22 protein-coding genes are annotated in these 24382 nt (G+C 63.5%); 14 read left to right on the plus strand and 8 right to left on the minus strand.

Features of this window, described 5'->3' with window-relative positions; translation table 11 throughout:
- The first annotated feature begins 3 nt into the window (after positions 1-3).
- From MJ8_RS23075 to MJ8_RS23090, 4 genes are all read left to right on the plus strand, one after another.
- Entirely contained in the window at positions 4-945 is a 942-nt protein-coding gene (locus MJ8_RS23075; RefSeq protein WP_201411013.1) for an ABC transporter permease, read from the plus strand.
- 8 nt (positions 946-953) lie between these two features.
- Positions 954-1985, plus strand: a complete 1032-nt coding sequence (locus MJ8_RS23080; RefSeq protein WP_201411014.1) for a zinc-dependent alcohol dehydrogenase — start codon at positions 954-956, stop codon at positions 1983-1985.
- Positions 1986-2056: 71 nt separating this feature from the next.
- Entirely contained in the window at positions 2057-3553 is a 1497-nt protein-coding gene (locus tag MJ8_RS23085; protein ID WP_201411015.1) for an aldehyde dehydrogenase family protein, read from the plus strand.
- The gene (locus tag MJ8_RS23090) at positions 3553-5157 is read left to right on the plus strand and encodes a GMC family oxidoreductase (RefSeq protein ID WP_201411016.1); all 1605 of its coding nucleotides are present in this window, start codon (positions 3553-3555) and stop codon (positions 5155-5157) included. The genes MJ8_RS23085 and MJ8_RS23090 overlap by 1 nt, the downstream gene beginning before the upstream one ends.
- 134 nt (positions 5158-5291) lie before the next feature.
- Here the strand turns inward: MJ8_RS23090 and MJ8_RS23095 are convergent, their stop codons facing one another.
- Positions 5292-6113 carry an aldo/keto reductase gene (locus MJ8_RS23095; RefSeq protein ID WP_201411017.1) on the minus strand — a complete coding sequence of 274 codons (822 nt, stop codon included), beginning with the start codon at positions 6111-6113 and terminating at the stop codon, positions 5292-5294.
- Positions 6114-6278: 165 nt separating this feature from the next.
- Here MJ8_RS23095 and MJ8_RS23100 point away from each other — a divergent pair, with 165 nt between their 5' ends.
- Both MJ8_RS23100 and MJ8_RS23105 read left to right on the plus strand, forming a co-directional pair.
- Positions 6279-7796 carry an acyl CoA:acetate/3-ketoacid CoA transferase gene (locus tag MJ8_RS23100; protein ID WP_263649709.1) on the plus strand — a complete coding sequence of 506 codons (1518 nt, stop codon included), beginning with the start codon at positions 6279-6281 and terminating at the stop codon, positions 7794-7796.
- The gene (locus MJ8_RS23105) at positions 7793-8563 is read left to right on the plus strand and encodes an enoyl-CoA hydratase/isomerase family protein (protein ID WP_201411019.1); all 771 of its coding nucleotides are present in this window, start codon (positions 7793-7795) and stop codon (positions 8561-8563) included. Before MJ8_RS23100 ends, MJ8_RS23105 begins: the two co-directional genes overlap by 4 nt.
- 121 nt (positions 8564-8684) lie before the next feature.
- Here MJ8_RS23105 and MJ8_RS23110 read toward each other — a convergent pair whose 3' ends face one another.
- The 4 genes from MJ8_RS23110 to MJ8_RS23125 are packed head-to-tail and all read right to left on the minus strand — an operon-like array spanning position 8685 to position 12654.
- Positions 8685-9545, minus strand: a complete 861-nt coding sequence (locus tag MJ8_RS23110; RefSeq protein ID WP_201411020.1) for a sugar phosphate isomerase/epimerase family protein — start codon at positions 9543-9545, stop codon at positions 8685-8687.
- A gap of 8 nt (positions 9546-9553) precedes the next feature.
- A complete protein-coding gene (locus MJ8_RS23115) occupies positions 9554-10702 on the minus strand; it encodes a dihydrodipicolinate synthase family protein (protein WP_201411021.1) in 1149 nt (382 codons plus the stop codon).
- A 27-nt stretch (positions 10703-10729) separates the two neighbouring features.
- Positions 10730-11512 (minus strand): 3-ketoacyl-ACP reductase, encoded by a 783-nt coding sequence (locus MJ8_RS23120; protein ID WP_201411022.1) that lies wholly within the window; start codon positions 11510-11512, stop codon positions 10730-10732.
- On the minus strand, positions 11509-12654 hold the full coding sequence (locus MJ8_RS23125; protein ID WP_201411023.1) for an acyl-CoA dehydrogenase family protein: 1146 nt from the start codon (positions 12652-12654) through the stop codon (positions 11509-11511). The genes MJ8_RS23120 and MJ8_RS23125 overlap by 4 nt, the downstream gene beginning before the upstream one ends.
- 160 nt (positions 12655-12814) lie before the next feature.
- Between MJ8_RS23125 and MJ8_RS23130 the strand changes: the two genes are divergently transcribed.
- The 3 genes from MJ8_RS23130 to MJ8_RS23140 all read left to right on the plus strand — a co-directional run bounded on the left by MJ8_RS23130 (position 12815) and on the right by MJ8_RS23140 (position 14776).
- Positions 12815-13831, plus strand: a complete 1017-nt coding sequence (locus tag MJ8_RS23130; protein WP_201411024.1) for an aldo/keto reductase — start codon at positions 12815-12817, stop codon at positions 13829-13831.
- A complete protein-coding gene (locus MJ8_RS23135; RefSeq protein WP_201411025.1) occupies positions 13828-14307 on the plus strand; it encodes a MaoC family dehydratase in 480 nt (159 codons plus the stop codon). The genes MJ8_RS23130 and MJ8_RS23135 overlap by 4 nt, the downstream gene beginning before the upstream one ends.
- Before the next feature lie 259 nt (positions 14308-14566).
- Complete coding sequence (locus tag MJ8_RS23140) at positions 14567-14776, plus strand: hypothetical protein (protein WP_225248004.1); 210 nt, start codon at positions 14567-14569, stop codon at positions 14774-14776.
- Between the two features lie 292 nt (positions 14777-15068).
- On the opposite strand, the gene MJ8_RS23145 is transcribed toward MJ8_RS23140, so the two are convergent.
- Both MJ8_RS23145 and MJ8_RS23150 read right to left on the minus strand, forming a co-directional pair.
- Entirely contained in the window at positions 15069-15605 is a 537-nt protein-coding gene (locus MJ8_RS23145; RefSeq protein ID WP_201411026.1) for a cytochrome b, read from the minus strand.
- A 142-nt stretch (positions 15606-15747) separates the two neighbouring features.
- On the minus strand, positions 15748-16779 hold the full coding sequence (locus tag MJ8_RS23150; protein ID WP_318528189.1) for a universal stress protein: 1032 nt from the start codon (positions 16777-16779) through the stop codon (positions 15748-15750).
- Here MJ8_RS23150 and MJ8_RS23155 point away from each other — a divergent pair.
- On the plus strand, positions 16778-17149 hold the full coding sequence (locus MJ8_RS23155) for a c-type cytochrome (RefSeq protein ID WP_412177071.1): 372 nt from the start codon (positions 16778-16780) through the stop codon (positions 17147-17149). The two genes, MJ8_RS23150 and MJ8_RS23155, sit on opposite strands and share 2 nt — an antisense overlap.
- 59 nt (positions 17150-17208) lie before the next feature.
- The gene (locus MJ8_RS23160) at positions 17209-18768 is read left to right on the plus strand and encodes an AAA family ATPase (RefSeq protein ID WP_201415551.1); all 1560 of its coding nucleotides are present in this window, start codon (positions 17209-17211) and stop codon (positions 18766-18768) included.
- A gap of 14 nt (positions 18769-18782) precedes the next feature.
- Here MJ8_RS23160 and MJ8_RS23165 read toward each other — a convergent pair whose 3' ends face one another.
- Positions 18783-21464 carry a bifunctional acetate--CoA ligase family protein/GNAT family N-acetyltransferase gene (locus MJ8_RS23165; protein WP_201411028.1) on the minus strand — a complete coding sequence of 894 codons (2682 nt, stop codon included), beginning with the start codon at positions 21462-21464 and terminating at the stop codon, positions 18783-18785.
- A gap of 149 nt (positions 21465-21613) precedes the next feature.
- Between MJ8_RS23165 and MJ8_RS23170 the strand changes: the two genes are divergently transcribed.
- The 3 genes from MJ8_RS23170 to trxC are packed head-to-tail and all read left to right on the plus strand — an operon-like array spanning position 21614 to position 24335.
- Positions 21614-22000 carry a DUF302 domain-containing protein gene (locus MJ8_RS23170; protein WP_201411029.1) on the plus strand — a complete coding sequence of 129 codons (387 nt, stop codon included), beginning with the start codon at positions 21614-21616 and terminating at the stop codon, positions 21998-22000.
- An 11-nt stretch (positions 22001-22011) separates the two neighbouring features.
- The gene (locus MJ8_RS23175) at positions 22012-23880 is read left to right on the plus strand and encodes a heavy metal translocating P-type ATPase (RefSeq protein WP_201411030.1); all 1869 of its coding nucleotides are present in this window, start codon (positions 22012-22014) and stop codon (positions 23878-23880) included.
- Between the two features lie 5 nt (positions 23881-23885).
- Positions 23886-24335 carry a thioredoxin TrxC gene (gene trxC / locus MJ8_RS23180; RefSeq protein WP_201411031.1) on the plus strand — a complete coding sequence of 150 codons (450 nt, stop codon included), beginning with the start codon at positions 23886-23888 and terminating at the stop codon, positions 24333-24335.
- Positions 24336-24382: the final 47 nt, after the last annotated feature.

Genomic DNA, 24382 nt, shown 5'->3' on the forward strand with positions numbered 1-24382 from the left:
TCCATGGACATCCAACGCCTCAAGCCGCACTTGCCTTGGATCACCCTTCTGATCCTGGTCGCGATCGTCGGCATCGCCGATCCCAGCTTCCTCAAGCCAGCCAACCTGCTGAGCCTTGCCGGCGACATCGTGCCGCTGTTCATCATGGCGCTGGGCTTGACCTTCGCGATCTACATCGGCGGCATCGATCTGTCGGCCCAATCGATGGCGAACATGATCACAGTCGTCGCCTCGGTCTATCTGGCGCCGCTCGGGATCTGGGTCGCGGCGCTCTGTATCCTTGCGGGGCTCACGCTGGGGACGCTTTCCGGCTACCTGACCACCCGCATGTACGTCCCGTCCTTCATCTCCACGCTGGCCGTCGGTGGCTTATGCTTTTCTGTGGCGCAATGGCTGTCCGGCAACCGCGCTCTCAACATGGATGCCACTCAGCGCAACGAGACGTTCGGCTGGATGATCGCTCGAACCGGCATCGTGCCCCACGAACTCTTCATCGCGCTGGGCCTGCTGGCAATCTGCCTGCTCATAGAACGGCGAACGATCCTCGGCCGTGCGCTGAAGGCCGTGGGCGCGGGCGAGCTCGCCGCGGCCGCGTCCGGCCTTAACGTCTCCCGCTACAAGATCCTCGCCTTTGCCATATCGGGAGCGCTGGCCGCAGTGGCCGGACTGCTCTTTTCCGTCAAGCTGTCGGGCGGCGCGCCGACGATCGCCAACGGCTTCCTGTTGCCGGCCATCGTCGCCGTGCTTGTCGGCGGAACGCCGCTGACGGGCGGCGTCGGCGGCGTGCTCAACACGGCAATCGGCACGCTGATCGTGGCGGTGATCCGGGCATCGATGCTCTATTTCGGCATCGCGGCGACGCAGCAACAGATGGTCTTCGGCCTGGTGCTGATCGTAGCGATCGCCTTGACCATCGACCGCTCCAAGCTTCGCACGGTGAAGTGAGATACACCATGGCAACAATGCGCGCCGCAGTTCTGACCGCTCCGCACTGTTTCGATCTGCGCGAGGTCGCCATTCCGCAGGTCGGCCCCGACGACGCCTTGATCCGCGTCTCACGTACCGGCATATGCGGGACCGACATCCATATCTTCAACGGTCACTATGCCGCCGACCGGCTGCCGCTGGTGCCCGGCCACGAGTTTGCCGGGACCGTAGCCGCGACGGGCGCGCATGTGAAGCACATCGAGCCCGGCACGACCTGCGTCGCGGACGTCAACATCGGTTGTGGCGAGTGCTATTGGTGCCGCCGCAACGAGATCCTGAACTGCCCGTCCATGACGCAGGTCGGCATCGGACGCGACGGCGCCTTCGCGGAATATGTATGCGTGCCAGCCAGGCTTGTCATACCGGCTCCGGACAATGTGCCGGCCGAGGTGCTTGCCCTTACCGAGCCGGTGTCCTGCGTGGTGCGCGCTGCGCGCAAGGCACGCGCGACCTTCGGCCAATCCGTCGTCATTCTCGGCGCCGGGCCGATCGGTAACCTTCACGTCCAGATGATGCGCCTGTGCGGCGCCGCGCCAATCATCGTCGCCGACCTATCGGAAGATCGCTGTCGTCTTGCCCTTGAAGCCGGAGCGGATGCGACCGTCGCCGATCCTGCCCAGCTTAAGGCGGAGGTCCTGAAAAGGACCGGCGGGCGCGGCGCGGATCTCGTGATCGAGAGCGTTGGTTCGCCGCGGCTTTACGCGCTCGCTTTCGAGCTCATCCGCAAGGGCGGTCATGTCGCATTCTTCGGTCTTACCGGGCCCAAGGACACGGTGCCGGTCGACATCCTTCGCACCATCCTTGAGGAGAACAGTCTCAAGGGCTCGGTCGCCGGCATGGGAGAAGACATGCACGACGCGCTGACACTTTTGTCGCACGGCCGCTTTCGGACCGAGGCGTTCACCCGTGCAGCCTTTCCTCTCGATCAGATCCAGCGCGTCTTCGAGACTTTGGCCGAACGGCCCCAGGATCTGAAGACGCAGATCATATTCAACTAAGGCTGGCCGGCGCGTCTCGCCGGGACGGCGATCGCGAACGGCCGGCGTACCCGTCGGAACGGAGGCATTGCATGCTTGATTTCACTGACCGCGCGACCCTGCCGGATGCGCCGCGCGAATTCGGTTTCTGGTCGGATGGATCCTGGCGCAAGGGCGGAGCCATGTTCGAGCGCCGGTCGCCGGGCCACGGCGTGCCGGTGACGCTCACGCCCAGATGCTCGGTCGACGACCTCAACGCCGCCGTCGCCGCCGCGCGCCGTGCATTCGAGGATCGCCGGTGGGCCGGACTGCCGGGAGCCGACCGCGCGGCGGTGCTTCTGAGGACCGCCGATATCCTGCGCCGCCGCCGCGACGAAATCGCCTATTGGGAAGTCCTCGAAAACGGCAAGCCGATCTCGCAGGCGCGCGGCGAGATCGATCACTGCATTGCATGCTTCGAGGTGGGCGCGGGCGCCGCAAGGCTATTGCATGGCGACAGCTTCAACAGTCTCGGCGATGGCCTTTTCGGCATGGTGCTGCGCGAGCCGGTCGGCGTGGTCGGGCTCATCACGCCCTGGAACTTTCCATTCCTGATCCTGTGCGAGCGCATTCCCTTTATCCTGGCCAGCGGATGCACCGTCGTCGTCAAGCCTTCGGAGGTCACATCCGCGACCACGCTGCTGCTTGGCGAGATCCTTTCCGAAGCCGGTGCGCCGGACGGAGTCTATAACGTCGTCACCGGCTCCGGTCGCACGATTGGCCAGGCGCTGACCGAGCATCCCGACGTGGACATGCTGTCCTTCACCGGATCGACGTCGGTGGGCCGCTCTTGCGTGCACGCCGCGGCCGATTCGAACTTCAAGAAGCTCGGCCTGGAGCTCGGCGGCAAGAACCCGATCATCGTCTTCGCGGACAGCGATCTCGAGGACGCGGCGGACGGCGCGGCTTTCGGCATAAGCTTCAACACCGGCCAATGCTGCGTGTCGTCGAGCCGCGTCATCGTGGAGCGCTCGGCTGCGCGCGAGTTCGAGGAAATCCTCGCCGCCAAGATGGCCAAGATCGTCGTCGGCGATCCGCTGCAAACGAAGACGCAGGTCGGCGCCATCACCACCGACGCGCAGAATTCGACCATCCTGAGCTATATCGACAAGGGAAAAGCCGAAGGGGCGAGGCTCGTCGCCGGCGGACAGGCCCTGGATCTCGGCGGCGGCCAGTATATCGCGCCGACATTGTTTTCTGCTGTCACGCCCGGAATGGCTATAGCCCGCGACGAAATCTTCGGGCCCGTCCTGTCTTCCTTCCATTTCGACACGATCGAGGAGGCGATCAGCCTCGCGAACGATACCGTCTATGGCCTGGCCGCCAGCGTGTGGACCAAGAACATCGACAAGGCGCTGGTCGTGACGCGGCGCGTGCGCGCCGGCCGCTTCTGGGTGAACACGATCATGGCCGGCGGCCCGGAGATGCCGCTCGGCGGGTTCAAGCAGTCCGGTTGGGGACGAGAAGCGGGAATGTACGGCGTGGAAGAGTACACACAGGTCAAGTCCGTCCACATCGAGGTCGGCAAGCGTGCGCACTGGATCAAGTGATGACTACAGGTTTCGACTATGTGATCGTCGGGGCAGGCTCCTCGGGCTGCGTGCTTGCCGCGCGCCTGTCCGAGAATCCGGCCGTCAGGGTCTGCATCATCGAGGCTGGCGGCAGGGACAGCCACCCCTACATCCATATGCCGGTCGGCTTCGCCAAGATGACCACGGGACCGCTCACCTGGGGACTGGTCACGGCGCCGCAGAAGCACGCCGACAACCGTGAAATTCTTTACGCGCAGGCAAAGGTGCTTGGCGGCGGTTCGTCCATCAATGCCGAGGTCTATACACGCGGGCACCAGACCGACTACGACCGCTGGGCAAACGAGGAAGGCGCGGACGGTTGGGCGTTCAAGGACATCCAGAAGTATTTTCTGCGTTCTGAGGGCAACTCCATCCTCTCCGGCAGGCTGCACGGCACAGACGGGCCGCTCGGGGTGTCGAACATACCCGATCCGAATATCGTCTCACGCGCTTTTGTCCAAAGCTGTCAGGAATACGGGCTGCCGTATAATCCCGACTTCAACGGGACAAGACAGGAAGGCGCCGGAATCTACCAGATCACGACGCGGAACAACCGGCGTTGCTCGGCGGCCGTGGGCTACCTCAAGCCCGCTCTCGGGCGCCCGAACCTTACGCTGATCACAGGAGCGCTGGTCCATCGCATCGTCTTCAAGGGCCGCCGGGCCGTTGGCGTCGAATGCTCGGTCGGCGGCTCGCTGAAGGTCATAAACGCCGACAGCGAAGTGCTGGTCACCTCGGGGGCGATCGGCACGCCGAAGCTGATGATGCTGTCAGGCGTCGGCCCTGGCGATCACCTCCGTCACCACGGCATCGAGACGATCCAGGATCTCCCGGGCGTCGGGCAGAACCTCCAGGATCATTTTGGCATCGACATCGTGGCGGAGTTGAAAGGCCACGATTCACTCGACAAGTACAACAAGATGCACTGGATGCTGTGGGCCGGCCTCCAGTATACGGTGTTCAAGAGCGGACCGATAACGTCAAACGTGGTCGAGGGTGGTGCCTTCTGGCATTCCACGGGGAACCATGCGGAGTCGGTGCCCGATCTGCAATTCCATTTCCTGGCGGGCGCCGGCGCTGAAGCAGGCGTGCCGTCGGTTCCGAAGGGATCATCGGGGATCACGTTGAACAGCTATACGCTGCGCCCGAAATCGCGCGGGAGCGTGACGCTCCGTTCGCCGGACCCGCGCGACAATCCGATTGTCGACCCCAATTTCCTTGCTGACCCCGACGATCTCAGAATATCGGTCGAAGGCATCAAGATCAGCCGGGAGATATTCAATCAGCCGTCGCTGCGCAAATTCGTCAAGGAGCTCCGTTTCCCTGACACAAGCGTGCGCTCGCAGTCAGACTATGAGGCCTATGCGCGACGCTACGGCCGCACCTCCTATCACCCGACTTGCACCTGCAAGATGGGGAAGGATGCGATGTCGGTAGTCGACCCGCAATTGCGGGTGCATGGGCTCGACGGCATTCGCATATGCGACAGCTCGGTGATGCCGTCGCTGGTGGGGTCAAACACCAATGCGGCGACAATCATGATCGGCGAGCATGCGTCGGACCTCATCCGGGGCAACCGATAGCGTTGCCAGCGGCCTCGGATCTGCTCGCTCTTGTCTCACGCCTAGAGCGGTTCACCGTTTCATGGAAACGGTGAACCGCTCTATCTCTTTGTTTTTACGCACTTCCAAGCGGAAAACTCACACTTTTCCTGGCTTTAGGCGTCGAAATCCGGCGCATATGGGATCAGCCGCTTCCCGACAACGCGGTAACCGACGGCATTCATGGCGTCGATGCGGGCCATGTCGATACTCGACAAGGTGAAGTCCATCACGTCGAAATTCGTGCGGATGTTATCCGGCCTGGTGGACATCGTGTTGATCGGCAAACCCTTCTGCAGGATCCAGCGCAGCACGACCTGAGCGGCCGACTTGCCGTATGTGGCGCCGATATCGGCGAAAAGCGGATGTTTGAAGACCTCGCCGCGCGCGACCGAGCAGTAGGATGACAGAGGAATACCCGTTTCACTCGCCGCCGCCAGCAGCTTGCGCTGGTCAAGAAGCGGATGGAATTCCACCTGATTGGTTACGAGCGGCACGCTGGCGATCTGCTTCGCTTGACGCATCATCGCCGCTGTGTAGTTCGAAATTCCGACGGTGCTGGCGAGGCCCCGATCTTGCGCTTCCTGAAGCAGTTCCAGTGAAAGCCTGATGTCGCCTCCTGGCGTCGGCCAGTGAAGCAGCAGGATGTCGACGCGATCCAACTTCAGATCCTGCAGCGATTGTTCGACGGACGGCATGAACCGCTCTTGCGAGAAGTTCTCCACGGTGACCTTTGTCGTGATGCAGAGTTCGTCCCGGGGTATGCCGCTCTCGGCCAAGGCCAGGCCCGTGTCCGCTTCATTGCCATAAGCCTGAGCCGTGTCGAACGCGCGGTAACCCGCATCGATCGCAGCCGCGACCGCAGCGCGCAGCGTATCCCCCTTAAGAGGGAAAGTTCCAAACATCCGCTGGTTCGTCTTCTGGAACATAATGTTCATCGAAATCCTCCCACTGGTTGCCGTCGGCGCGGCGCTTGCTTTGAAAGCGGTCGACGGCTATACAGATATAACTATCTAGTTACTTATTGCCAAGCCTAGTGGAGAGGAAACGTGAGCAAGGTCAGGTCGGCAGGGCAGGCCGTCGCAGCGATACGCGACGGAGCGATGGTCGCGGTCAATTCGTCGTCCGGCCTGTTGTGTCCGGACGCGGTGCTTGAAGCCATTGGCAAACGCTTCGCGACGGAGGGAGCGCCGCGCGACATCACCACAATCCATCCGATCGCCGCCGGCGACATGTTCGGCACCAAGGGTGTCGACCACGTCGCTTTGCCGGGCCTGCTCAGCCGCATCATCGGCGGCTCGTATCCGTCGGGGCCGACCAATGCCGAGCCGCCGCTGATCTGGCAGCGCATTCTGGCCGGCGACGTGGCGGCCTGGAACTTCCCTTCGGGAATCGTCTTCGACATGTTGCGCGAGGGCGCGGCGCACCGTCCAGGCGTGCTGACCAAGGTCGGCATGGATACCTTTGTCGATCCGGCGCTCGAGGGCGGCGCCATGAACGCCGTCGCGCGGAAATCGCCGATCGTGCAGCGCGTGGAATTCAACGGCGAGACGTGGCTGCACTTCCCAGCCCTCCGGCCGGATGTGGCGATCATCCGCGCGACCACAGCGGACGAGAAAGGAAACCTCACTTTCGAGCAGGAGGGGGCGACCCTCGGCGCGATGGAGATGGCACTTGCGGCGCGCAATTGCGGCGGCATCGTCATTGCCCAGGTCAAGCGCGTCGCGGCTGCGGGCACGCTGCGGCCGCATGAGGTGCAGGTCCCCGGAATTCTGGTGGACTTCATCGTCGAGGCTCCGGATCAGCTGCAGACAACGGGCACTGCATATGATCCGGCCATATCGGGCGAGCTGTTCCGGCCGCTGCACACATTCCGCACGCCGGAATACAATGTCTCCAAGGTCATCGCGCGCCGCGTCGCGCAGGAGCTTCGAGCGGGCTGGGCAGTCAATATCGGCTTCGGCATCTCGGCCAACGTGCCTCGCATCCTGATCGAGGAAGGACTGCACGGCGCCGTCACCTGGGTGATCGAACAGGGTCCGGTGGGCGGCGTGCCATTGCTCGACTTCAAATTCGGCTGCGCCTCGAACGCGGAAGCGTTCGTCGCCTCTCCGCACCTTTTCACCTACTTCCAGGCCGGAGGCTTCGACTGCTCCTTGCTGTCGTTCCTCGAAATAGGCTCCGACGGATCCGTCAACGTCTCGCGCCTCTCCTCGACGCCACATCGCACCGCCGGCGCCGGCGGCTTCGTGGACATCACCACGCGGGCACGCAAGATCGTGTTCTCCGGTAACTTCAACGCGGGCGCGAAGATGCGGCTGGAGAACGGAAAGTTGATCATCGACAAGGAAGGCAAGGTCGCAAAGATCGTCCCGAAAGTGGACCAGGTCAGCTTTTCAGGACGGCGCGCCGTCAGCCAAGGCCAGGACGTCACTTATGTGACGGAAAGGTGCGTCATTCGCCTGACCTCCGATGGCCTGGTCGTCACCGAAATAGCCCCTGGGCTCGACCTCGAGCGGGACGTCCTGCGGCAGGCGGCGTCTCCTCTCGCGGTCTCGCCCGGGCTGAAGCTGATGGACACGGCGCTGTTCCTCGACCAGCCGATCGGACTGCGGCTGTGAGCGATCCGCGCCTCGACCTCAGCTTCGACGGAGCGGTCGCGCGAATGACCATCCGCCGGCCTGAGAAGCTCAACGCGCTCGATGCCGCGATGGTCGATGCGCTCGTGCCGTTGTGCAGGACGGTGGAGCGTTCCGCGGCGAAGGTTCTGATCCTGACCGGCGAGGGCGAGAAGTCGTTCTGCGCGGGCGGCGACGTCGCTGCCTGGAGCGCGCTCGGCGCTGAGCAGTTCGCGCGCCACTGGATCCGCGACGGCCATGCCGGCTTCGACGCTCTTGCCAGGCTCTCGCAACCGGTCATTGCCGTCCTCAACGGCCATTGCCTTGGCGGGGGTCTGGAGCTTGCGGCCTGCGCCGACTATCGGATCGCCGAGAGCCACGCCCGCATCGGCCTGCCTGAAACCAGCCTCGGGATCATACCAGGCTGGTCGGGCACCCAGCGCACGGCTCGCCGTTTCGGCCCCCAATTGGTCCGGCGCATGTCGCTCTTCGGCGAGGTCTATTCCGCCGACGAGGCCTTGAGATTATCGCTTGTCGACAAGGTGGTCGACAAGGGGAGCGGCCTCGCGTCGGCCGAGGAACTTGCCGCTATCGTTGCAGGCAGGTCCGCTACCGCCACCGAACTCGCCAAGATGCTCATCAACGCCGCTGAAGGCGAGGAACGGGAGCGTGTCCTGGATGCATTTGCCGGACGTATCGCCGCCGGCAGCGACGACCTTCGGGCGGGCCTCGCTGCCTTCCGGGAAAAGAGCCACCGGCCGGGAGACTGATCTCGGGCCCAATCTAGGCGACAGAAGTCTGTTTCGCAGGGCGGCGGCTGACCGCTCAACAGTCCCGAACCTGGGATACCCCCACGACTGCGAGCGCTGCCCGGCTGTCCAGCCTCTGTCTTCAACAAACGGCGCGGAAGCGCTCCACGCAGGCGTCCAGGACGTCCCCGGGGTCACGCTTCCACCAGTTCTGCGCCGAGAACACCTCCACCTCGCACGGTCCGTCATAGCCGGCCGCTTCCACCGCCGCGCGGATTGCTTTCAGGTCGGCCACGCCGTCTCCCATCATGCCGCGATCGAGCAGAACGTCGCTTGTCTGCGCCAGCCAATCGCACAGGTGATAGCCGAAAATGCGTTCCGCCCCGGCCCGCAGCAATTCGGCGGCCAGTGTGCGATCCCACCAGACGTGGTAGACGTCGACCGCGACGCCCACATTGGGCGCACCGACGGCGACGCAAAGATCGACCGCGTCGCGCATCGTCACCAAACACGACCGGTCGCCACCATAAACCGGATGCAGCGGCTCGAGAGCCAGGCGAACGTTGCTGGCCGCCGCGTAGGCTGCAGCTTCGGCGACACGATCCGCGACCAGCTTGAGGCTTTCGCCGATGCCTTTCGTTCCCGGCTCGACCCCGCCGCAAACGATGGTCAGGACACGCGCGCCGAGACCGGCGGCCATGTCGATCGCGGCGCGGAAATCGTCCATGATCGCCGCGCGGCCGGGCAGCGCCAAGGGGCCGGTGAGATAAGGCGCGCGGCACAAGCCGACGACACTGAGGCCAGCCGCGCGAACCCGCTCGCCGATCTCGACGGCGTGGCCGCCGATTTCGCGGCGCCAGAAGACTATGCCGCGCAGGCCGCGCTCGGCGCACGCATCGAGCACACGCTCGATCGACCAGCCCGCGCCGTGACCGTCGAGATTGTGGCCGAGCGTCGCCGTATTGAGTGCCAGCGCGGAATGGTTCCTCGAGAAGTCACGCATGGTTCTGGTCAGAGGCCATAAAGAGCAAGCAGCTTGCGCATGCGCGCGGCGGCCAGTTCGGGATCGACCAAAAGGCCGCATCCGTCGGCCAACTTGAACACCTCCACGAAATAGGGCAGCGGCCGCATCGACTGGGCGCCCGCGAGCATGATGAAATGATCCTGGAACCCGTTCAGCCAGGCAAGGAACACGACCCCCGTCTTGTAGTACTGGGTGGGTGCTCGAAAGATCAGGCGCGCCAGCGGCACGGTCGGATCCAGCGTGGCGTGGAAGCCTTGGATATCGCCACGGCCGAGCCTGTCGACGGCGTAGGCGGCGGCCTGCGCCAAGGGATCGAAGATGCCGAGAAGGGCATGCGAGAATCCTTGCTCGTCGCCCGCGATCAGCTCCGGATAATTGAAGTCGTCGCCGGTATACATCTTCACGCCGGCGGGCAGACGGCGGCGCATCGTGATTTCCTTCTCCTTGTCGAGGAGCGAAATCTTGATGCCGTCGATCCTGGCGGTGTTGTTTCCGATAATCGCCAAGACCGTCTCGAGCGCATCCTCGAAGCAGTCGGCTCCCCAGTAACCCTTGAGGGCCGGATCGAACATCTCTCCAAGCCAGTGCAGGATCACCGGGCGGTCGCAGCGCGCAAGCACATCGCCATAGGCCGAAACATAGTCATCCGGCGAACGCGCCACGGCCGCCAGCGCCCGGCTGGCCATGACGATCAATCTGCCGCCGACCTTCTGGATGGCCTCGATCTGCTCGAAATAGGCTCGGCAGACATCGTCGAGCGTGCGCGCATCGTCAGGTCCGAGCTGATCGGTGCCGGCGCCGTTGAAGATGAGCGCGTCAGGCAATTCGCTCCTGGTCCTGCGGATCAACTCCAAGGCCGAAGGCCAGTCGAGACCCATGCCACGCTGCGCGGTGTCCATTGCTTCGGCGATGCCGAGGCCGAGCCCATGAAGGTGACGCCTGAATGCGATCGTTGTCTTCCAGTCGATGGCGGGGCGGCCGCCGGGGTCGCTGGCGCTGAGAGGATCCGCCACGACATGGGCCGCCGACAGCACGGTACGTGGCGCATCGGGCGGCAATCGCGCGGCCGGAATCGTTTTGTCCTGAAGCCGGTAGTCGGAAAGTGTGCCCAAGCTATCCGGCAGATGGATGATCATAGCGTTCTCCCTGGCGTTGCGCCGCCGTCAGAACCGCGGGACCAGCATGCCCGCATCGACGGCAATGACATGGCCGGTCGTATATGGCAGCTCGCCCGTGGCGAGCGTCGCCATGACGCGACCGACATCCTCCGGTTTGCCGAGGCGGCGGATCAATGTCAGCCCTTCGTCATCGATGCGGCGCTGGTAAGTCTCGCTGACCGCCCTGGTCATGGCCGTTTCGATCAGACCAGGCCTGATGTCGTAGACGGCGATGTTCTCCCGGCCAAGGCGGACGGCGAAGACCTGACTGACCATCGCGGATCCGGCCTTGGACACGCAATATTCGGCGCGCGGCTCCGCCACCGCCGTCGCATTGGAGGAAGAGACGTTGATCAGGCTGTAGAAGCGGCCGTCATCGCGTTTGCGGGCAAGCAGCCGCCTGGCCCAGCGCTGGGACAGGAAGAACTGCGCCTTCGTGTTGATTGCCTGACAGCGGTCATAGCTCTCCTCCGTCACGTCGAGCGGGTCGCCGCGCGAGATGACCGACACGCCGGCATTGTTGATCAGCGTCGACAGCGGCCCGATGACGGCCTCGGCCGCGTCGAGCATACTCTCGTGGCCGCCCAGATCGGCGACATTGCCTGCGACACGCGCGACCGGAACGCCGAGGGCGGCGACAGCAGCTTCGGCGGATTTCAGTTCCTCATCATCGGCCGGACCGTTGAGCGCCACGCCGAATCCGCGCCGGGCGAGCTCCAACGCAGCCGCAAGCCCGATGCCGCGGCTTGATCCGGTGACGAAAACCGCATGACGCGATCCGACGGTCACGCCCGGGCTCCATGCTTGAGGAGCTCGCGGGCGATGATCATGCGCTGGATCTGGTTGGTGCCTTCATAGATCTGCGTGATCTTGGCGTCCCGGTAGAGGCGCTCGACCTCGAAGCCGCGTATGTAGCCGGAGCCGCCGAAGACCTGCACGGCATCGGCAGTGCGCGCCACGGCTATGTCTCCCGCGAAACATTTGGCGATCGAGCAGGCCTTGGTCGCACTCTCTCCTGCATCGATCTTCTCGGCGGCGCTGCGAACGAGCAGGCGAGCCGCCTCGATGTCCTTTGCCATGTCGGCAAGCAGCCACTGCACGCCCTGGAAATCGGCGATCGCCTTGCCGAACTGGCGCCGCTGCTGCGCATAGTCGACCGCTGCCTCGAGACCCGCCTGCGCGATGCCGACGGCCAGCGAGGCGATGCCGACACGCCCCTTGTCCAACACGCTCATCATCATGTGGAAACCACGGCCTTCTTCGCCCAGCAGCGCTTCAGGACCCAGGACGACATCGTTGAAATTGAGCGCGCCGACCTGGCTGGCTCGCTGACCCATCTTATGTTCCTTCGGCCCGCGCTCTATTCCCCTGGAGTGCAGATCGACGATGAAGATCGACATGCCGCGATGACCCGCGTCCTTGTCGGTGCGCGCCAGCACGAAACCGACGTCGGCGACCGGCGCGTTGTGGATCCAGATCTTGCCGCCGTTCAGCCGCCATCCGTCCCCGTCGCGCGTCGCGGTGGTGCGTATCCCGGAAACATCGGTGCCAGCCTCAGGCTCGGTGATACAGTAGGCGGCCTTCTTCTCGGCGCGCATGGCCGGACCCAGCCACTGCCGCCGCTGCGCCTCGGTACCATGCTGGACAAGCAAGGTGCTGATCAGCTCGACGAGGCCGCACTGATCGGCGACGGATGCATAGCCGCGCGACAGTTCCTCCATCACCAGCGCATAGGTAAGTGTGTCGAAGCCGGGACCGCCCATGGCCTCCGGAACGCCGATACCGAAGAGGCCGAGCTCGCCCATCTGCTCATATATTTCCGCAGGAAAGCGCTCGTCCCGATCAAGCGCCTCGGCAACCGGACGAATGACATCCTCGGCAAACTGGCGCGCCATCTCGCGCACCTGCTGCTGCGTTTCGGTCAGCGGCACGATCGACCTCCGTATGTAACTATCTAGTTACTCCTACGCCGGAATCGCCGCCGACGTCAAGCGGCCGGACTTCGCATCGCAACGCGTTGCCGCTACAAGCACTTGCGGCGCCGCCTGAACTTAACTAGAAATAACCAGATGGTTACTAACGGAGGATACTATGAAGCCGTCTGACAAGCGCGTATTCGGGCGGTCTGGGCTCAACGTCACGGCCTTCGCGTTCGGAACCGCTCCGATCGGCAATTTCCTTCAGCCGATAGACGAGCAGACCGCGAATGCAATGATCCAGACCGCATGGGACGCGGGCATACGTTTCTACGACACCGCGCCGATGTACGGCCACGGCCTTTCGGAACTGCGAACTGGGCATTCGCTGCGCTGGAAGAAGCGCGACGAGTTCGTCCTCGCCAGCAAGGTGGGCCGGGTGCTCAAGTCCGCGAAACGCTCCGGGATCGACTTCGCGCCGTGGTCGAACGCTGCGCCGAACACCATGAATTTCGACTACTCCTATGACGGCACCATGCGGTCGTTCGAAGACTCGCTGCAGCGCCTGGCGCTCGAACACATCGACATGCTTTTCATCCACGACATCGATCGGTTCACCCGTGGCGACGAGCAGCCGGAAGTCTTCCGGCAGGCGATGGATGGCTGCTGGCGGGCATTGGAGAAGCTGCGCTCGGGAGGCGCCGTAAAGGCGATCGGCGTTGGGGTCAACGAATGGCAGGTTTGCCACGAGGCACTGAAGCAGCGCGACTTCGACTGCTTCCTGCTGGCGGGCCGCTATACGCTGCTCGAGCAAGAAGCCCTCGACGAGTTCCTGCCGCTTTGCGTCGAGCGCGGCGCGGCGGTACTCGTCGGTGGTGGATTCAACTCCGGTATTCTGGCCACCGGTGCCGTTCCCGGTGCCAAGTACAACTACTCGCCGGCGCCAAAACCCGTCATGGAGAAGGTGGCAAAGATCGAGAAGGTCTGCCGCGCGCATGGCGTGCCGCTGCCGGCCGCCGCCTTGCAGTTCGTGGTGGCGCATCCGGCCATCCCCTCCTTCTGTGCCGGCACTCGTACGGTCCGGCAACTCGAGCAGAACCTGGACTGGTTCAGCTACCCTATTCCTGGCGAGTTCTGGCAAGAGCTGAAGAAGGGCGGCCTGTTGCGAGAAGACGCCCCGGTGCCGGCATGAGCGCCGACGCCCAGGGAAAATCGCTCACAGGTTTCGAGCTAAGCTACGAAGACGTTGAGGTCGGCGATCATTTCGAAACGCCTTCCAGGGAAGTAACGGCGGCCGCGATAGAAGCGTTCGCGGAGATGACCGGTGACAGGTTCGAAATCCATATGAGCGACGAGGCGGCACTTCAGCACGGCTTCCCGGCGCGCGTGGCGCATGGCCTGCTTGTGCTGTCTCTTGTCGATGGGCTGAAGAACAATGCCGTTGCCCGGTTTCGGGCGATAGCCTCGCTCGGCTGGACATGGCGGTTTTCAGCCCCGGTGCTTGCGGGCGACACCATAAGAGCCGAGGTGGCGGTCGCCGGCAAGCGGATCACTCATAATCCGGCCCGCGCAATCCTTCGCCTGCGTTTCGTCGTTCGCAACCAGCGGGGACGGGCCATACAGGAAGGCGAGAACGAGTTGATGATTTATCGGCGTGACATCGCTTGAGAAAACTCGCTCGTGCCCTTTCAAGGGACGCAAGTAGGCAGTCTGCTTCCAAGCAACGACGGAGCTTGGCTCTGCGACCGACATGGGCGCAAAGCAGCCACTCAGCACATGGAGAACTGGAGGAGTGGGCTGACGAGCGGAATCAAGATTGCACCATTGCCGGTCGGCGGAGATTGAGAACAGTCGAAGCCATGATCGAGCTCACCGCGGACTTCATGGATTGCGTCGCACATTTGGCACGTACCTCGCCGAATGCAACATGCAAGCGCGCAGTAATGGAAGCGATAGGGCATTCCTCGATGACGTGACGGATGATTACGTCTGCGAGGCCAACAAGAAACGAATTGCCGTCGATGATCGCGAGGGCAATCAACCAGAGGGAAGAAAAGCGGGACCAGATGAAGCGGCGGGCGGATCTGCGCGTAGTGCGATGATCAGGAATCTCTATCTAATGAAGGAAGGCGTCTGACCTGGAGTTTCTATGGCGGGCAAAGCGCGGGCAAGCCGTGGGCAAAGCCGCTTTTTCGTAATAAAATCAAAGGTGATGGTGGGCCCGGAGGACGTATTCAGGCCATTGATTCTATTGCATTTTTCGTGGGCCGAAACCAGAACGCTTCTCGCATCGTCCCGTATGGTTCCGCCGCAAATCCGACGTCGAAAGGGATCACGTGCTCAAAAACACCCTCGCGGTACGAACTGCAAGCCAAGTGCGAACACACATACCATCCCCGCGCAATGCGACACGATTCGATGGTCGCTCCCTAGCGACGATCCCCCCTCAAATCGGACGGCGCCAACGGATTCATGCGCTCGAGTGTCCGGTCTTTCATGACGAATTGATGCCAGAGCGCTATCAGCGCGTGCAGACCTGCGAGCCAAAGGATCAGTGTTCCGCCGGTTTCGTGCAAGTCGGCAATCTCTCCTGACGCGCCTTGCACTGGCGCCGCTAGGCTCGGCAGATCGATACCAAGAAACGAGACCGGCACGCCGAGCCGCGAGGCGGCGTACCAACCGCTCAGCGGCAGCGCGATGAGGAGAACGTAGAGCAAAGTGTGTGCGGCACGCGCTGCAAGATCTAGCCATCGGTTCTGCGGATCTTCGATCATGGGCGCGGCGCCCAGCCATCGGGCCAGTAGGCGAGGAATAACCAACAGCAATACGGCTAGGCCTACCGTAAAGTGGACGTAGGAGGGATCTGTCCGCGCGTGTCGGCCCCCTACGGCCGTGAGCCACGCGACCACCACGAGCACCGCCGTCAGCCAATGAATTGCGATCGTGATCTGGGAATAGCGATGCATCAAAGGTGCCCTTGAGCTCGTTTGGCGCTCTCACAATCGCACAAACGCCGATATGTTCCAGATAGCTCCACCGGCGCCGAGACAACATATGGGCCACTCGGACAGCGAAAAATAAGGCATTCGCCTCTCGCTGGATACAGGTTCAACGAGCCATGATGATCGGCAGCCCCGGGTCCTCGATCATCGATCTGGTGACGCCGCCGAAAATCCTCTCGCGCAGCCGGGAATGGCCGTAAGCCCCCATGACCATGAGTTCGGCGCCAGTGTCGACGGCATGTCGGCGCAGAACATCGGCGATAGAGTGGTTTGAGCTCGGCAGTCGGTCTACTGCCACCTTCACTCCATGACGGGAGAGATAGCTTGCCACGTCTGCCCCGGGTTCCGCGCCGTGATGCCGTTCGTCCTCGATCGGGTTGACCATGGCGACCCGCACCTCGTCGGCGCCTGAAAGAATGTTGAGCGACTCCCGCAAAGCGCGCGACGCTTCCAGGCTGGCGTCCCATGCGACGAGGACGCGTTTTGGCTTCAACGTCACAGTCGGCCCTTTGGGGACAAGCAGCAGTGGCCGCCCGGACGAAAACAGCGCGCCCTCGATGACTTTCTCCTTGAGCGTTTGGCTCGTTAGCAAGTCTGGCCCAAGGACAGTTAGATCGGCGTAACGCGCGCGCCGGCCAATGACCTCATCTGCCCAGGCATGGTCGGGGTAGTCGTCGCTCAGGTCCGTCGATACCGGGCTCGCCGACAGCATTTTGGAAACGGCCGAAATCCGCTTCTGCAGCATTTCCATTTCAGCTTGTCGCTCCGCGAGCCAAGCCGGCGAAACCACCTCGGCATATGCTCCGCCAGAGGGGGGCGCCGCGATGACCAGAACAAGCACCGAGAGATGGGCATTGATCTCTTCGCACAGGCCGGTGGCAAGCTTCAGATCGTCATCTCCCTGATCGGGCCCTGTAACCGTGAGCAATGTCTTGGATGGCATAGCGGCAGCTCCTTGTTCGGGAAATTTCACAGAGGAGTAGCGGTAGCCAGATGGTCGGAAACCGTCCTTGCGCCAGATCAAACTGATCCCGTCTCGAGATTGATCCCGGTCAACGCGCAACCGCGCGATACGCCTTGGCCTGATCCGATGGCTGGAGGTGGACCGAATGAAATTCCGGACGACGATGTGTTTCATGGCGCTGACGCTGAGAGCCGCGACGGCACAGGAGATGAGCAATGGACAGCAGGAATATCTGAATTCCTGCGCCGTCTGCCACGGTTTGGACGGCAAGGGCGACGGACCGATGGCCGACGTATTGCGGAAGCACCCCGCGAATTTGACCACGCTCACGAGGCGCAATGGTGGGGAATTTCCGTACTGGCGGGTCTACGCGACGATCGACGGCCGCGGCCTCGTGCCCGAGCATGGGGAGCGCGACATGCCGGTCTGGGGCAACCAGTTCCTACCCGACGACGTGAAGAAGTACGGCCCCTACGGTGGAGAGGCCGTCACCACGGAACGCATTCAAAACCTGGCCGGTTACGTCATGACGCTCCAGCGCTAGCACGACATGTGGAGCTGACGAGCCGAAGGATGGATGCAACCAAGGTCAAGGCGCATATGATGATTGCTCAGAACCAAGACGTCGTGGTCGACATGCTGAAGGACCCTGCCACCTATGGTGAGGCTAGTCCCGTCGAGACGATTGAAACCCACATTTCCCGGATATTCCTCGTCGGCCAGCGCGCATTCAAGATGAAGCGGGCGGTCAAGCTGCCCTATGTCGATTTTTCGACGCCGCAGTTGCGGGTCGCCGCATGCGAAAAGGAAGTGGAATTGAACTCCAGAACGGCGCCCGGCCTCTATCTCGATGTCCAGCGTATCACGCGCGCAGGAGACAGGCTTGCCTTTGATGGGTCGGGCGAACTGGTCGACGCCGTCATCGAGATGGTTCGCTTCGATCAGTCGAAGCTTCTCGATCGCATGGCCGCCGCGGGGACGCTGACACCCGCGCTGATGACAGGCGTGGCGCGCATGGTCGCGCAATATCACCGCAACGCCGAGGTGATCCATGCCGGTCGCGGGTCGGCGAACATCGGCGGCGTGCTTGAAATCAATGCGGCTGGATTTGCGACGAGCCACGTGTTCGACGCAGGGGAGATCGAAGCGCTCGATGCGGCGTTTCGCAATGCCCTCGCCCGCCATGCCGGCCTTCTTGACCGGCGCGAGGCGGCAGGCAAGGTCCGCCGCTGCCATGGCGACCTGCATCTGCGCAACATCTGCGTCTTCGACGGCGAGCCTCGCCTGTTCGACTGCATCGAGTTCAACGACCGGATCGCCACGGTCGACGTCCTCTACGACCTCGCATTCCTGCTGATGGATTTGTGGCATCGCGGCTTCCCGCAATTCGCCAATCTGGTGATGAACCGGTATCTGGACGACGCCGATGACGAGGACGGCTTCATTCTTCTGCCTTTTTTGATGGCGGTGCGGGCAGCGGTGCGCGCTCACGTGACCGCGACGCAGGTCGAGGAGGGCAGCCAGGACTCCACAAAACTGATAGCTGAGGCGAGATCCTATTTCGAGCTTGCGCTGACCCTGCTTGCCGAAACGCCGCCCCGGCTTGTCGCGATCGGCGGTTTGAGCGGCTCGGGCAAGACGACAGTCGCCGAAGCGCTCGCCGCTCAAATCGGCGCGCCACCCGGCGCCCGGATCGTTGAAAGCGACCGCATCCGCAAGGCCATGCATTGCCTGCCGGCCGAGACCAGGCTGCCGGACAAGGCTTACCGGCCCGGTGTATCGGAACGCGTTTACCGCCAGATCGCCTGGCGCGCGGAATTGATCCTTGCCGAAGGCGGTTCCGTCGTCGCCGACGCTGTCTTCGACAAGCCGGAGGACCGCGACAGGATCGAACGCGCCGCGAGCAAGACAGATACCCCATTCGCGGGATTTTGGCTGGCGGCCGATCCTTCGGTGCTTTGCCGTCGGGTCAGCGAGCGCAAGGGCGGTCCCTCGGATGCCACCATCGACATTCTGTCGCGGCAATTGCAGCGCGATCCCGGTCCATTGACCTGGCGCGAGATCGATGCCGACCGCAGGGTAACCGAAATCACTGCCGAGATGGCGGCCTTGGTCGAGGGCACTGCTTCCTCCGCAATCAGCCTGAGGAAGACGGGAACATAGAGCCGACCGGCGCTTCAGCTGACCTCCAGGGTGGCCACGGACAGGCCCGGCTCGCTGGGATGATGCGCCAGCGAGAAGCCGAACTCCCGGCACATCGTGAGCATCTTGCGATTTTCGTTGAGGACTATGCCCTCGATGCGGCTGATGCGTTCAGCCCTTGCATAGTCGATGACCTGGTTCAGCAGTTCCCATCCCAGGCCATGGTCCTGCAGGTCCGATCGCACCAGCAGCGCATATTCGCCGCTCCTGTGATCCGGATCGCAGGAAAGCCGGCCGATTCCGGCCAACGCTCCCGTGTCCTTTTCAAGCGCGACGAAGGCGATGTCGCGATCGTAGTCGAGTTGCGTGAGCCGCTTCAGCATCTGGTCCGGAAAGTTCTTGCGCACTGACAGGAACCGCAGTCGGAGGTCGTCGGGGGAAATCCTTGCCAGGAACGCGGGATAAAGCGCTACGTCCGCCGGCATGATTGGCCGGATGTGAAAAGTCATGCCGTCCAGCCGAAGATCGCGGCTCCATCCTGATGGATAGGGCCTTATGGCAAGGGCCGGGTTCGGCGCGGGTTCATCCACCCGTCGCGGGTCGATTTCGATGCGGGCATCGAGCGCAATCACGCCCTCGGCATCGGCCAGCAGCGGGTTGATGTCGAGGGAGACCAGGCAGGGAAAGTCGACGATCATTTGCGACAGCCCATTCAGCGCGGCGATGATTGCGGCTCGATCGGCTGGCTTGCGGTCGCGATAGCCGGCAAGCAGGCGGCCTATCCTGGTCGCGTCGATCGCGTCTGCGGCCAGCACGTCGTCAAGCGGCGGCAGGGCGATCGCGGTGTCATTCACAACCTCGACCGCTGTTCCGCCCGCCCCGAACAGAATGACCGGGCCGAACATCGGGTCCACGCTCATGCCCAGAATGAGCTCCTGCGCATGCCTGCGCGCGACCATGGCTTGCACGGTGTAGCCGTCCGGCCTCGACCCCGCCGCCTGCGCGCGCAAGCGTGTCTCGATCGACCGCGCAGCCTCCGCGGCCTTCTCGGCAGTCGCGATGTCGAGCACCACGCCGCCGACATCCGACTTGTGCGAAACCACCTTCGACAGCAATTTGACGACCACTCTTTCCGAGCTTTCGAGAAGCTCACCGGCTGCCCGCGCCACGTCCGCAACGGAGCCGGCGACAATGGTTCTCGGCACGGCGATGCCGTAGGCGGCGATCGCCGCTTTTGCTTCCGGCTCCGTCAGCATGCGCCGTCCTTCGCTTGCCACGCGCCGGAAGATGGCATGCGCCGACGCCCTGCCATCGGCCTGGTCTTCACCCTGGCTTGAGGGAGTCCGCAGGAGCGCCCGTTGGGCACGCGACCATTCGCTGAGATAGGACGCCGCGATCGCCGCATCCTCCGGCGTTTCGAAACTGGCGATACCGGCTTGCGTCAGGATCTGCCGGCCCTCGCGAGCCGTGTGCTCGCCGAGCCAGCACGCAAGGAGCGGTTTTCTTCCGATCTCGCCTTCGTCGCCAAGCTCGGCCACTTTCCTGGCGGCATCGCGCGAGGAGCCAAGTCCAGTCGGGCAGTTCATGACAAGGATGACATCCGTTTCCGGATCATCCGCCAGAGTGCCGAGCGCCGCGCGATACCGTTCGGGGGCGGCATCACCCACGATATCGACGGGGTTAGCATGCGACCAGGTCGGCGGCAGCACGCGGTCGAGCTGTTCGATCGTCGACGGCGCAAGCTCAGCCAACGCACCCCCGCGTTCGATCAGCTTGTCGACCGCGAGAACGCCTGCGCCGCCGCCATTGGTGACGATGCCGACGCGCGCCCGCTCGAGCGGAGAATAGCGCCCGATCGTTTCGGCCGCATCGAGCAATTCGGCGAGGTCTTTCACGCGCAGCACCCCAGCCCTGCGCAAAGCGGCGTCCACCACCCTGTCCGCGCCGGAAAGCGCGCCGGTGTGGGTCGCCGCCGCCCTCGCAGCCTGCTCGTGGCGGCCGGGCTTGATCGCGATGACCGGCTTGAGCCGCGCCGCCGCCCGCGCGGCCGACATGAACTTGCGCGGATCGGGTACGGTTTCGAGATACATCACGATGGCGCGCGTATGAAAATCGCCCGCCAGCATGTCGAGGCAGTCGCCGACGTCGACATCCGCCATGTCGCCAAGCGAGATGATCCGGGAAAAGCCGACATTGTTCTCGGCCGCCCAGTCGATCAGCGATGTCGCGATCGCGCCTGAGTGCGAGATCAATGCGATGTTCCCAGGTCGGGCCGCCATGTGGGCAAAACTTGCGTTGAGCTTCGCCGGGGGAACCATCAACCCGACTGTGTTCGGCCCGATGATGCGCATGAGCGACGGTTTGGCGGCATCGAGCATTGCCTGGCGCAGACCGTTCCCGTGATTGAGCCCCGCGGTGATGACGACGGCTACTCGCGTTCCCTTCTCACCCAGCTCGCGCACGATACCGGGGACGGCGTTGGGAGGCGTAACGATCACCGCCAGATCGGGAATGCCCGGCAGGTCGGCAATCCGGCCGTAGCAGCGATGGCCGGCCACCTGCGAGTGTTTGGGATTAACCGGCCAAATCTCTCCCTCGAAACCGCCGACGATGATGTTGTTGAAGACAACGCGACCGACCGAGCCAAAGCGCTCGCTTGCTCCAACGACAGCGACAGACTTCGGTGAGACTGCGTACTCAAGGTTTCGGATTGTCATCCTGAAAAGCTCCTTGCCGCCACATTCACCGAAGGCGCCATGCATTCATTGCGCTGGATCAAAGCGTCACGGGCCTCCTGCGGCTAGCTAAAGCGGCGCTGCGACCAAGCGGCTCTGCGGACGAAGGTATCCCGTCGAAGGAGGCTCCCATGAGTTACTATTTCAGCAAAAACCTCGACATGCCGTTTGCCGCGGCCATCGAACATGTCACCAAAAGGCTTGCCGGCAAGGGCTTCGGCATCCTGACGCGGATCGATGTCCAGCACACGATGAAGGTCAAGTTGGGCGTCGACTTCAAGCCCTACATGATCCTCGGCGCCTGTAATCCGCATTTTGCATGGCGGGCGCTGCAGGCCGAGGACAAGATTGGCGCGATGCTGCCCTCCAACGTGATTGTGACCGAGATCTCGCCAGGCAAAGTCGACGTTGCCGCTGTCGATCCGGTCGCGGCGATGGGGGCGGTCGAAAATCCGGCACTTGCCGCAATAGCAAACGATGTCCGGTTGTTGCTGCAGGAATTGATCAGCGAGCTTTGACGGCCGACGCCATGGACGAGTCCGCATTGCGGCGCTTGCTGCTGACCATCGCCATAGTGGGTCTGGCACTTGGGCTTGAAGTCTGGCGGAGCGGTCTTGGTCTCCTCTCGCCCGACACAATCTGGACCGCGGCAACCCTGCCCGTCGTCGTCACACTCGCCATCTCCATCTTGCGGGACTTCTGGATCGGCCGGATCGGCGTCGACGCGATCGCGCTGGTTTCGATGTCGGCGGCGCTGTTGCTTGGGCAGGCTTTGGCAGCGGCGGTTGTCGCCATCATGTATGCCGGCGGCACGGTGCTGGAAGACTTTGCGCGCGGCAGGGCCGAACGCAATCTCAAAGCGCTGACCGACAGGGCGCCGCGCGTGGCGCATCGCAGATCGGCACAGGGCACCGAGACGGTGCCAATCGAGCAAGTGGCGATCGGCGACGAACTTCTGGTGCGCGCCGGCGAATTGCTGCCGGCGGACGGCGTCCTGATTGACGCTTCGGCCGTGTTGGATGAATCGACCGTCACCGGTGAACCCCTGCCGGAGCGGCGCGGCGCCGGCGACATCTTGCGCAGCGGCACCGTCAATGCCGGCGAAGCGTTTGTCATGCGCGCCACTGCTGTCGCCGACAAAAGCACCTATGCCGCGATCCTGCGCATGGTCACCGCCGCGCAAACCGCCAAGGCGCCGTTCATACGCATCGCCGATCGCTTCGCGCTGCTGCTGCTTCCGGTCACGCTGCTGCTCGCCGGCATCGCCTGGCGGCTTTCGGGCGACCCGATCCGCGGCCTCGCGGTCTTGGTGGTTGCCACGCCCTGTCCGCTGATCCTCGCGGCGCCCGTTGCATTCATCGGGGGCGTGTCGCGCGCTGCCCGCGCCGGCATCCTCATGAAGGGCAGCGCCGCGCTGGAGGCGCTGGCCCAGATACGCACCGCTATCTTCGACAAGACCGGGACCTTGACGCTCGGCGGCGCCGAACTGATCGAGATCGACGTCGCTCCGGGCGAGCAAGCCGATGAGCTGCTGCGGCTGCTGGCCTCGCTCGAACAGGCTTCGCATCATGTTCTTGCGGATTCGATCGTCCGCGTCGCCCGTCATAGAAAGCTGATGCTTTCCCAACCTTGTGAAGTTCGCGAGCATCGTGGAGAAGGCCTTGAGGGCCGGATAGACCGGATCTCCGTCGCGGCCGGGTCGAGGCCGCTCGTTCTTGGGAACGAACCACTGCCCGAGTGGGCGGAAAGTGGAGAGAGCCGGTACCACGACGCGCAGGTGCTCAGGGTGTTTCTGGCGCTCGGTGGCCGGCTTGCCGCTATATTCACATTCGGAGACGCCATACGCGAGGATGCCCTCGACACGGTTTGCGCCCTGCGTTCGGCGGGCGTCACCCGGATAGTCATGCTGACCGGCGACGATAGCACGACCGCCGAGAAAGTTTCCGCTTCGCTCGGACTTGACGCCGTCTTTGCCGATGCCACGCCGGCGGACAAGGTCGGAACGGTCGAGGCCGAGAAGGCGACGGCGCCGACGATGATGGTCGGCGACGGCACCAACGACGCTCCTGGGCTGGCCGCGGCGACCGTCGGCATCGCGCTGGGAGCTCGAGGCGGTACCGCTTCGTCGGAGGCCGCTGACGTTGTCGTGCTCGCCGATAGCCTGCAGCCGGTTGCGGAAGCATTACGGATCGCCAGGCGCACGCGCCGGATCGCCCCGCAGAGCATCATCGTCGGCTTGGCGCTCTCGGGCGCCGCGATGATCGCGGCCGCCATAGGACATATAACGCCGGTGGCGGGAGCGTTGCTTCAGGAGGGGATAGACATCGCCGTCATACTCAATGCGCTGCGGGCGCTTGGCGAGGGGCGTTTGCCACACAAGCGAAACCAGGAGAGCTGACGGTCATGACCCAGGAAAATCTGGTGGTTTGCACCAAATGCGGCGTGGTCAACCGCCTGCCGCTTAGCCGGAACGGTGCCGACGCCAAATGCGGAAAGTGCGGCGCGCTGCTGTTTCCAGGGTTTCCGCAGGATATCGACGCGGCGAACTTCGATCGTCAAATCGGTCGCGGCAGCCTGCCTGTCCTCGTCGATGTCTGGGCGCCTTGGTGCGGCCCCTGCAAGGCGATGGCGCCGGCCTACGAAGCCGCCGCCAGGGCGCTGGAGCCTCACATCCGGCTGGTCAAGCTGAATTCCGACAAGGAGCAGGCCGTCGCGGCGAGACTGGGCATTCGCGGCATTCCCACCATGATCCTTTTTCGTCGCCGGCGGGAGATCGCGCGCATATCGGGGGCGATGACGACGAACCAGATCGTCGCCTGGGTTCGCGGCCACGTGCCAACGGGTACCAACTGAGTGGTCGAAGCTGGGCTTGTTTGACTCTGATCAAGGTCCCATCCAGC

The sequence above is a fragment of the Mesorhizobium sp. J8 genome (assembly GCF_016591715.1).
Taxonomy (GTDB): domain Bacteria; phylum Pseudomonadota; class Alphaproteobacteria; order Rhizobiales; family Rhizobiaceae; genus Mesorhizobium.

Bases quoted from the DNA above. Each gene is read 5' to 3' on its own strand.
- MJ8_RS23075 (WP_201411013.1), top strand. From the start codon at position 4: ATGGACATCCAACGCCTCAAGCCGCACTTGCCTTGGATCACCCTTCTG.
- MJ8_RS23080 (WP_201411014.1), top strand. From the start codon at position 954: ATGGCAACAATGCGCGCCGCAGTTCTGACCGCTCCGCACTGTTTCGAT.
- MJ8_RS23085 (WP_201411015.1), top strand. From the start codon at position 2,057: ATGCTTGATTTCACTGACCGCGCGACCCTGCCGGATGCGCCGCGCGAA.
- MJ8_RS23090 (WP_201411016.1), top strand. From the start codon at position 3,553: ATGACTACAGGTTTCGACTATGTGATCGTCGGGGCAGGCTCCTCGGGC.
- MJ8_RS23095 (WP_201411017.1), bottom strand. From the start codon at position 6,113: ATGAACATTATGTTCCAGAAGACGAACCAGCGGATGTTTGGAACTTTC.
- MJ8_RS23100 (WP_263649709.1), top strand. From the start codon at position 6,279: ATGGTCGCGGTCAATTCGTCGTCCGGCCTGTTGTGTCCGGACGCGGTG.
- MJ8_RS23110 (WP_201411020.1), bottom strand. From the start codon at position 9,545: ATGCGTGACTTCTCGAGGAACCATTCCGCGCTGGCACTCAATACGGCG.
- MJ8_RS23115 (WP_201411021.1), bottom strand. From the start codon at position 10,702: ATGATCATCCATCTGCCGGATAGCTTGGGCACACTTTCCGACTACCGG.
- MJ8_RS23130 (WP_201411024.1), top strand. From the start codon at position 12,815: ATGAAGCCGTCTGACAAGCGCGTATTCGGGCGGTCTGGGCTCAACGTC.
- MJ8_RS23135 (WP_201411025.1), top strand. From the start codon at position 13,828: ATGAGCGCCGACGCCCAGGGAAAATCGCTCACAGGTTTCGAGCTAAGC.
- MJ8_RS23140 (WP_225248004.1), top strand. From the start codon at position 14,567: ATGCAAGCGCGCAGTAATGGAAGCGATAGGGCATTCCTCGATGACGTG.
- MJ8_RS23145 (WP_201411026.1), bottom strand. From the start codon at position 15,605: ATGCATCGCTATTCCCAGATCACGATCGCAATTCATTGGCTGACGGCG.
- MJ8_RS23155 (WP_412177071.1), top strand. From the start codon at position 16,778: ATGGCGCTGACGCTGAGAGCCGCGACGGCACAGGAGATGAGCAATGGA.
- MJ8_RS23150 (WP_318528189.1), bottom strand. From the start codon at position 16,779: ATGAAACACATCGTCGTCCGGAATTTCATTCGGTCCACCTCCAGCCAT.
- MJ8_RS23160 (WP_201415551.1), top strand. From the start codon at position 17,209: ATGATTGCTCAGAACCAAGACGTCGTGGTCGACATGCTGAAGGACCCT.
- MJ8_RS23165 (WP_201411028.1), bottom strand. From the start codon at position 21,464: ATGACAATCCGAAACCTTGAGTACGCAGTCTCACCGAAGTCTGTCGCT.
- MJ8_RS23170 (WP_201411029.1), top strand. From the start codon at position 21,614: ATGAGTTACTATTTCAGCAAAAACCTCGACATGCCGTTTGCCGCGGCC.
- MJ8_RS23175 (WP_201411030.1), top strand. From the start codon at position 22,012: ATGGACGAGTCCGCATTGCGGCGCTTGCTGCTGACCATCGCCATAGTG.
- trxC (WP_201411031.1), top strand. From the start codon at position 23,886: ATGACCCAGGAAAATCTGGTGGTTTGCACCAAATGCGGCGTGGTCAAC.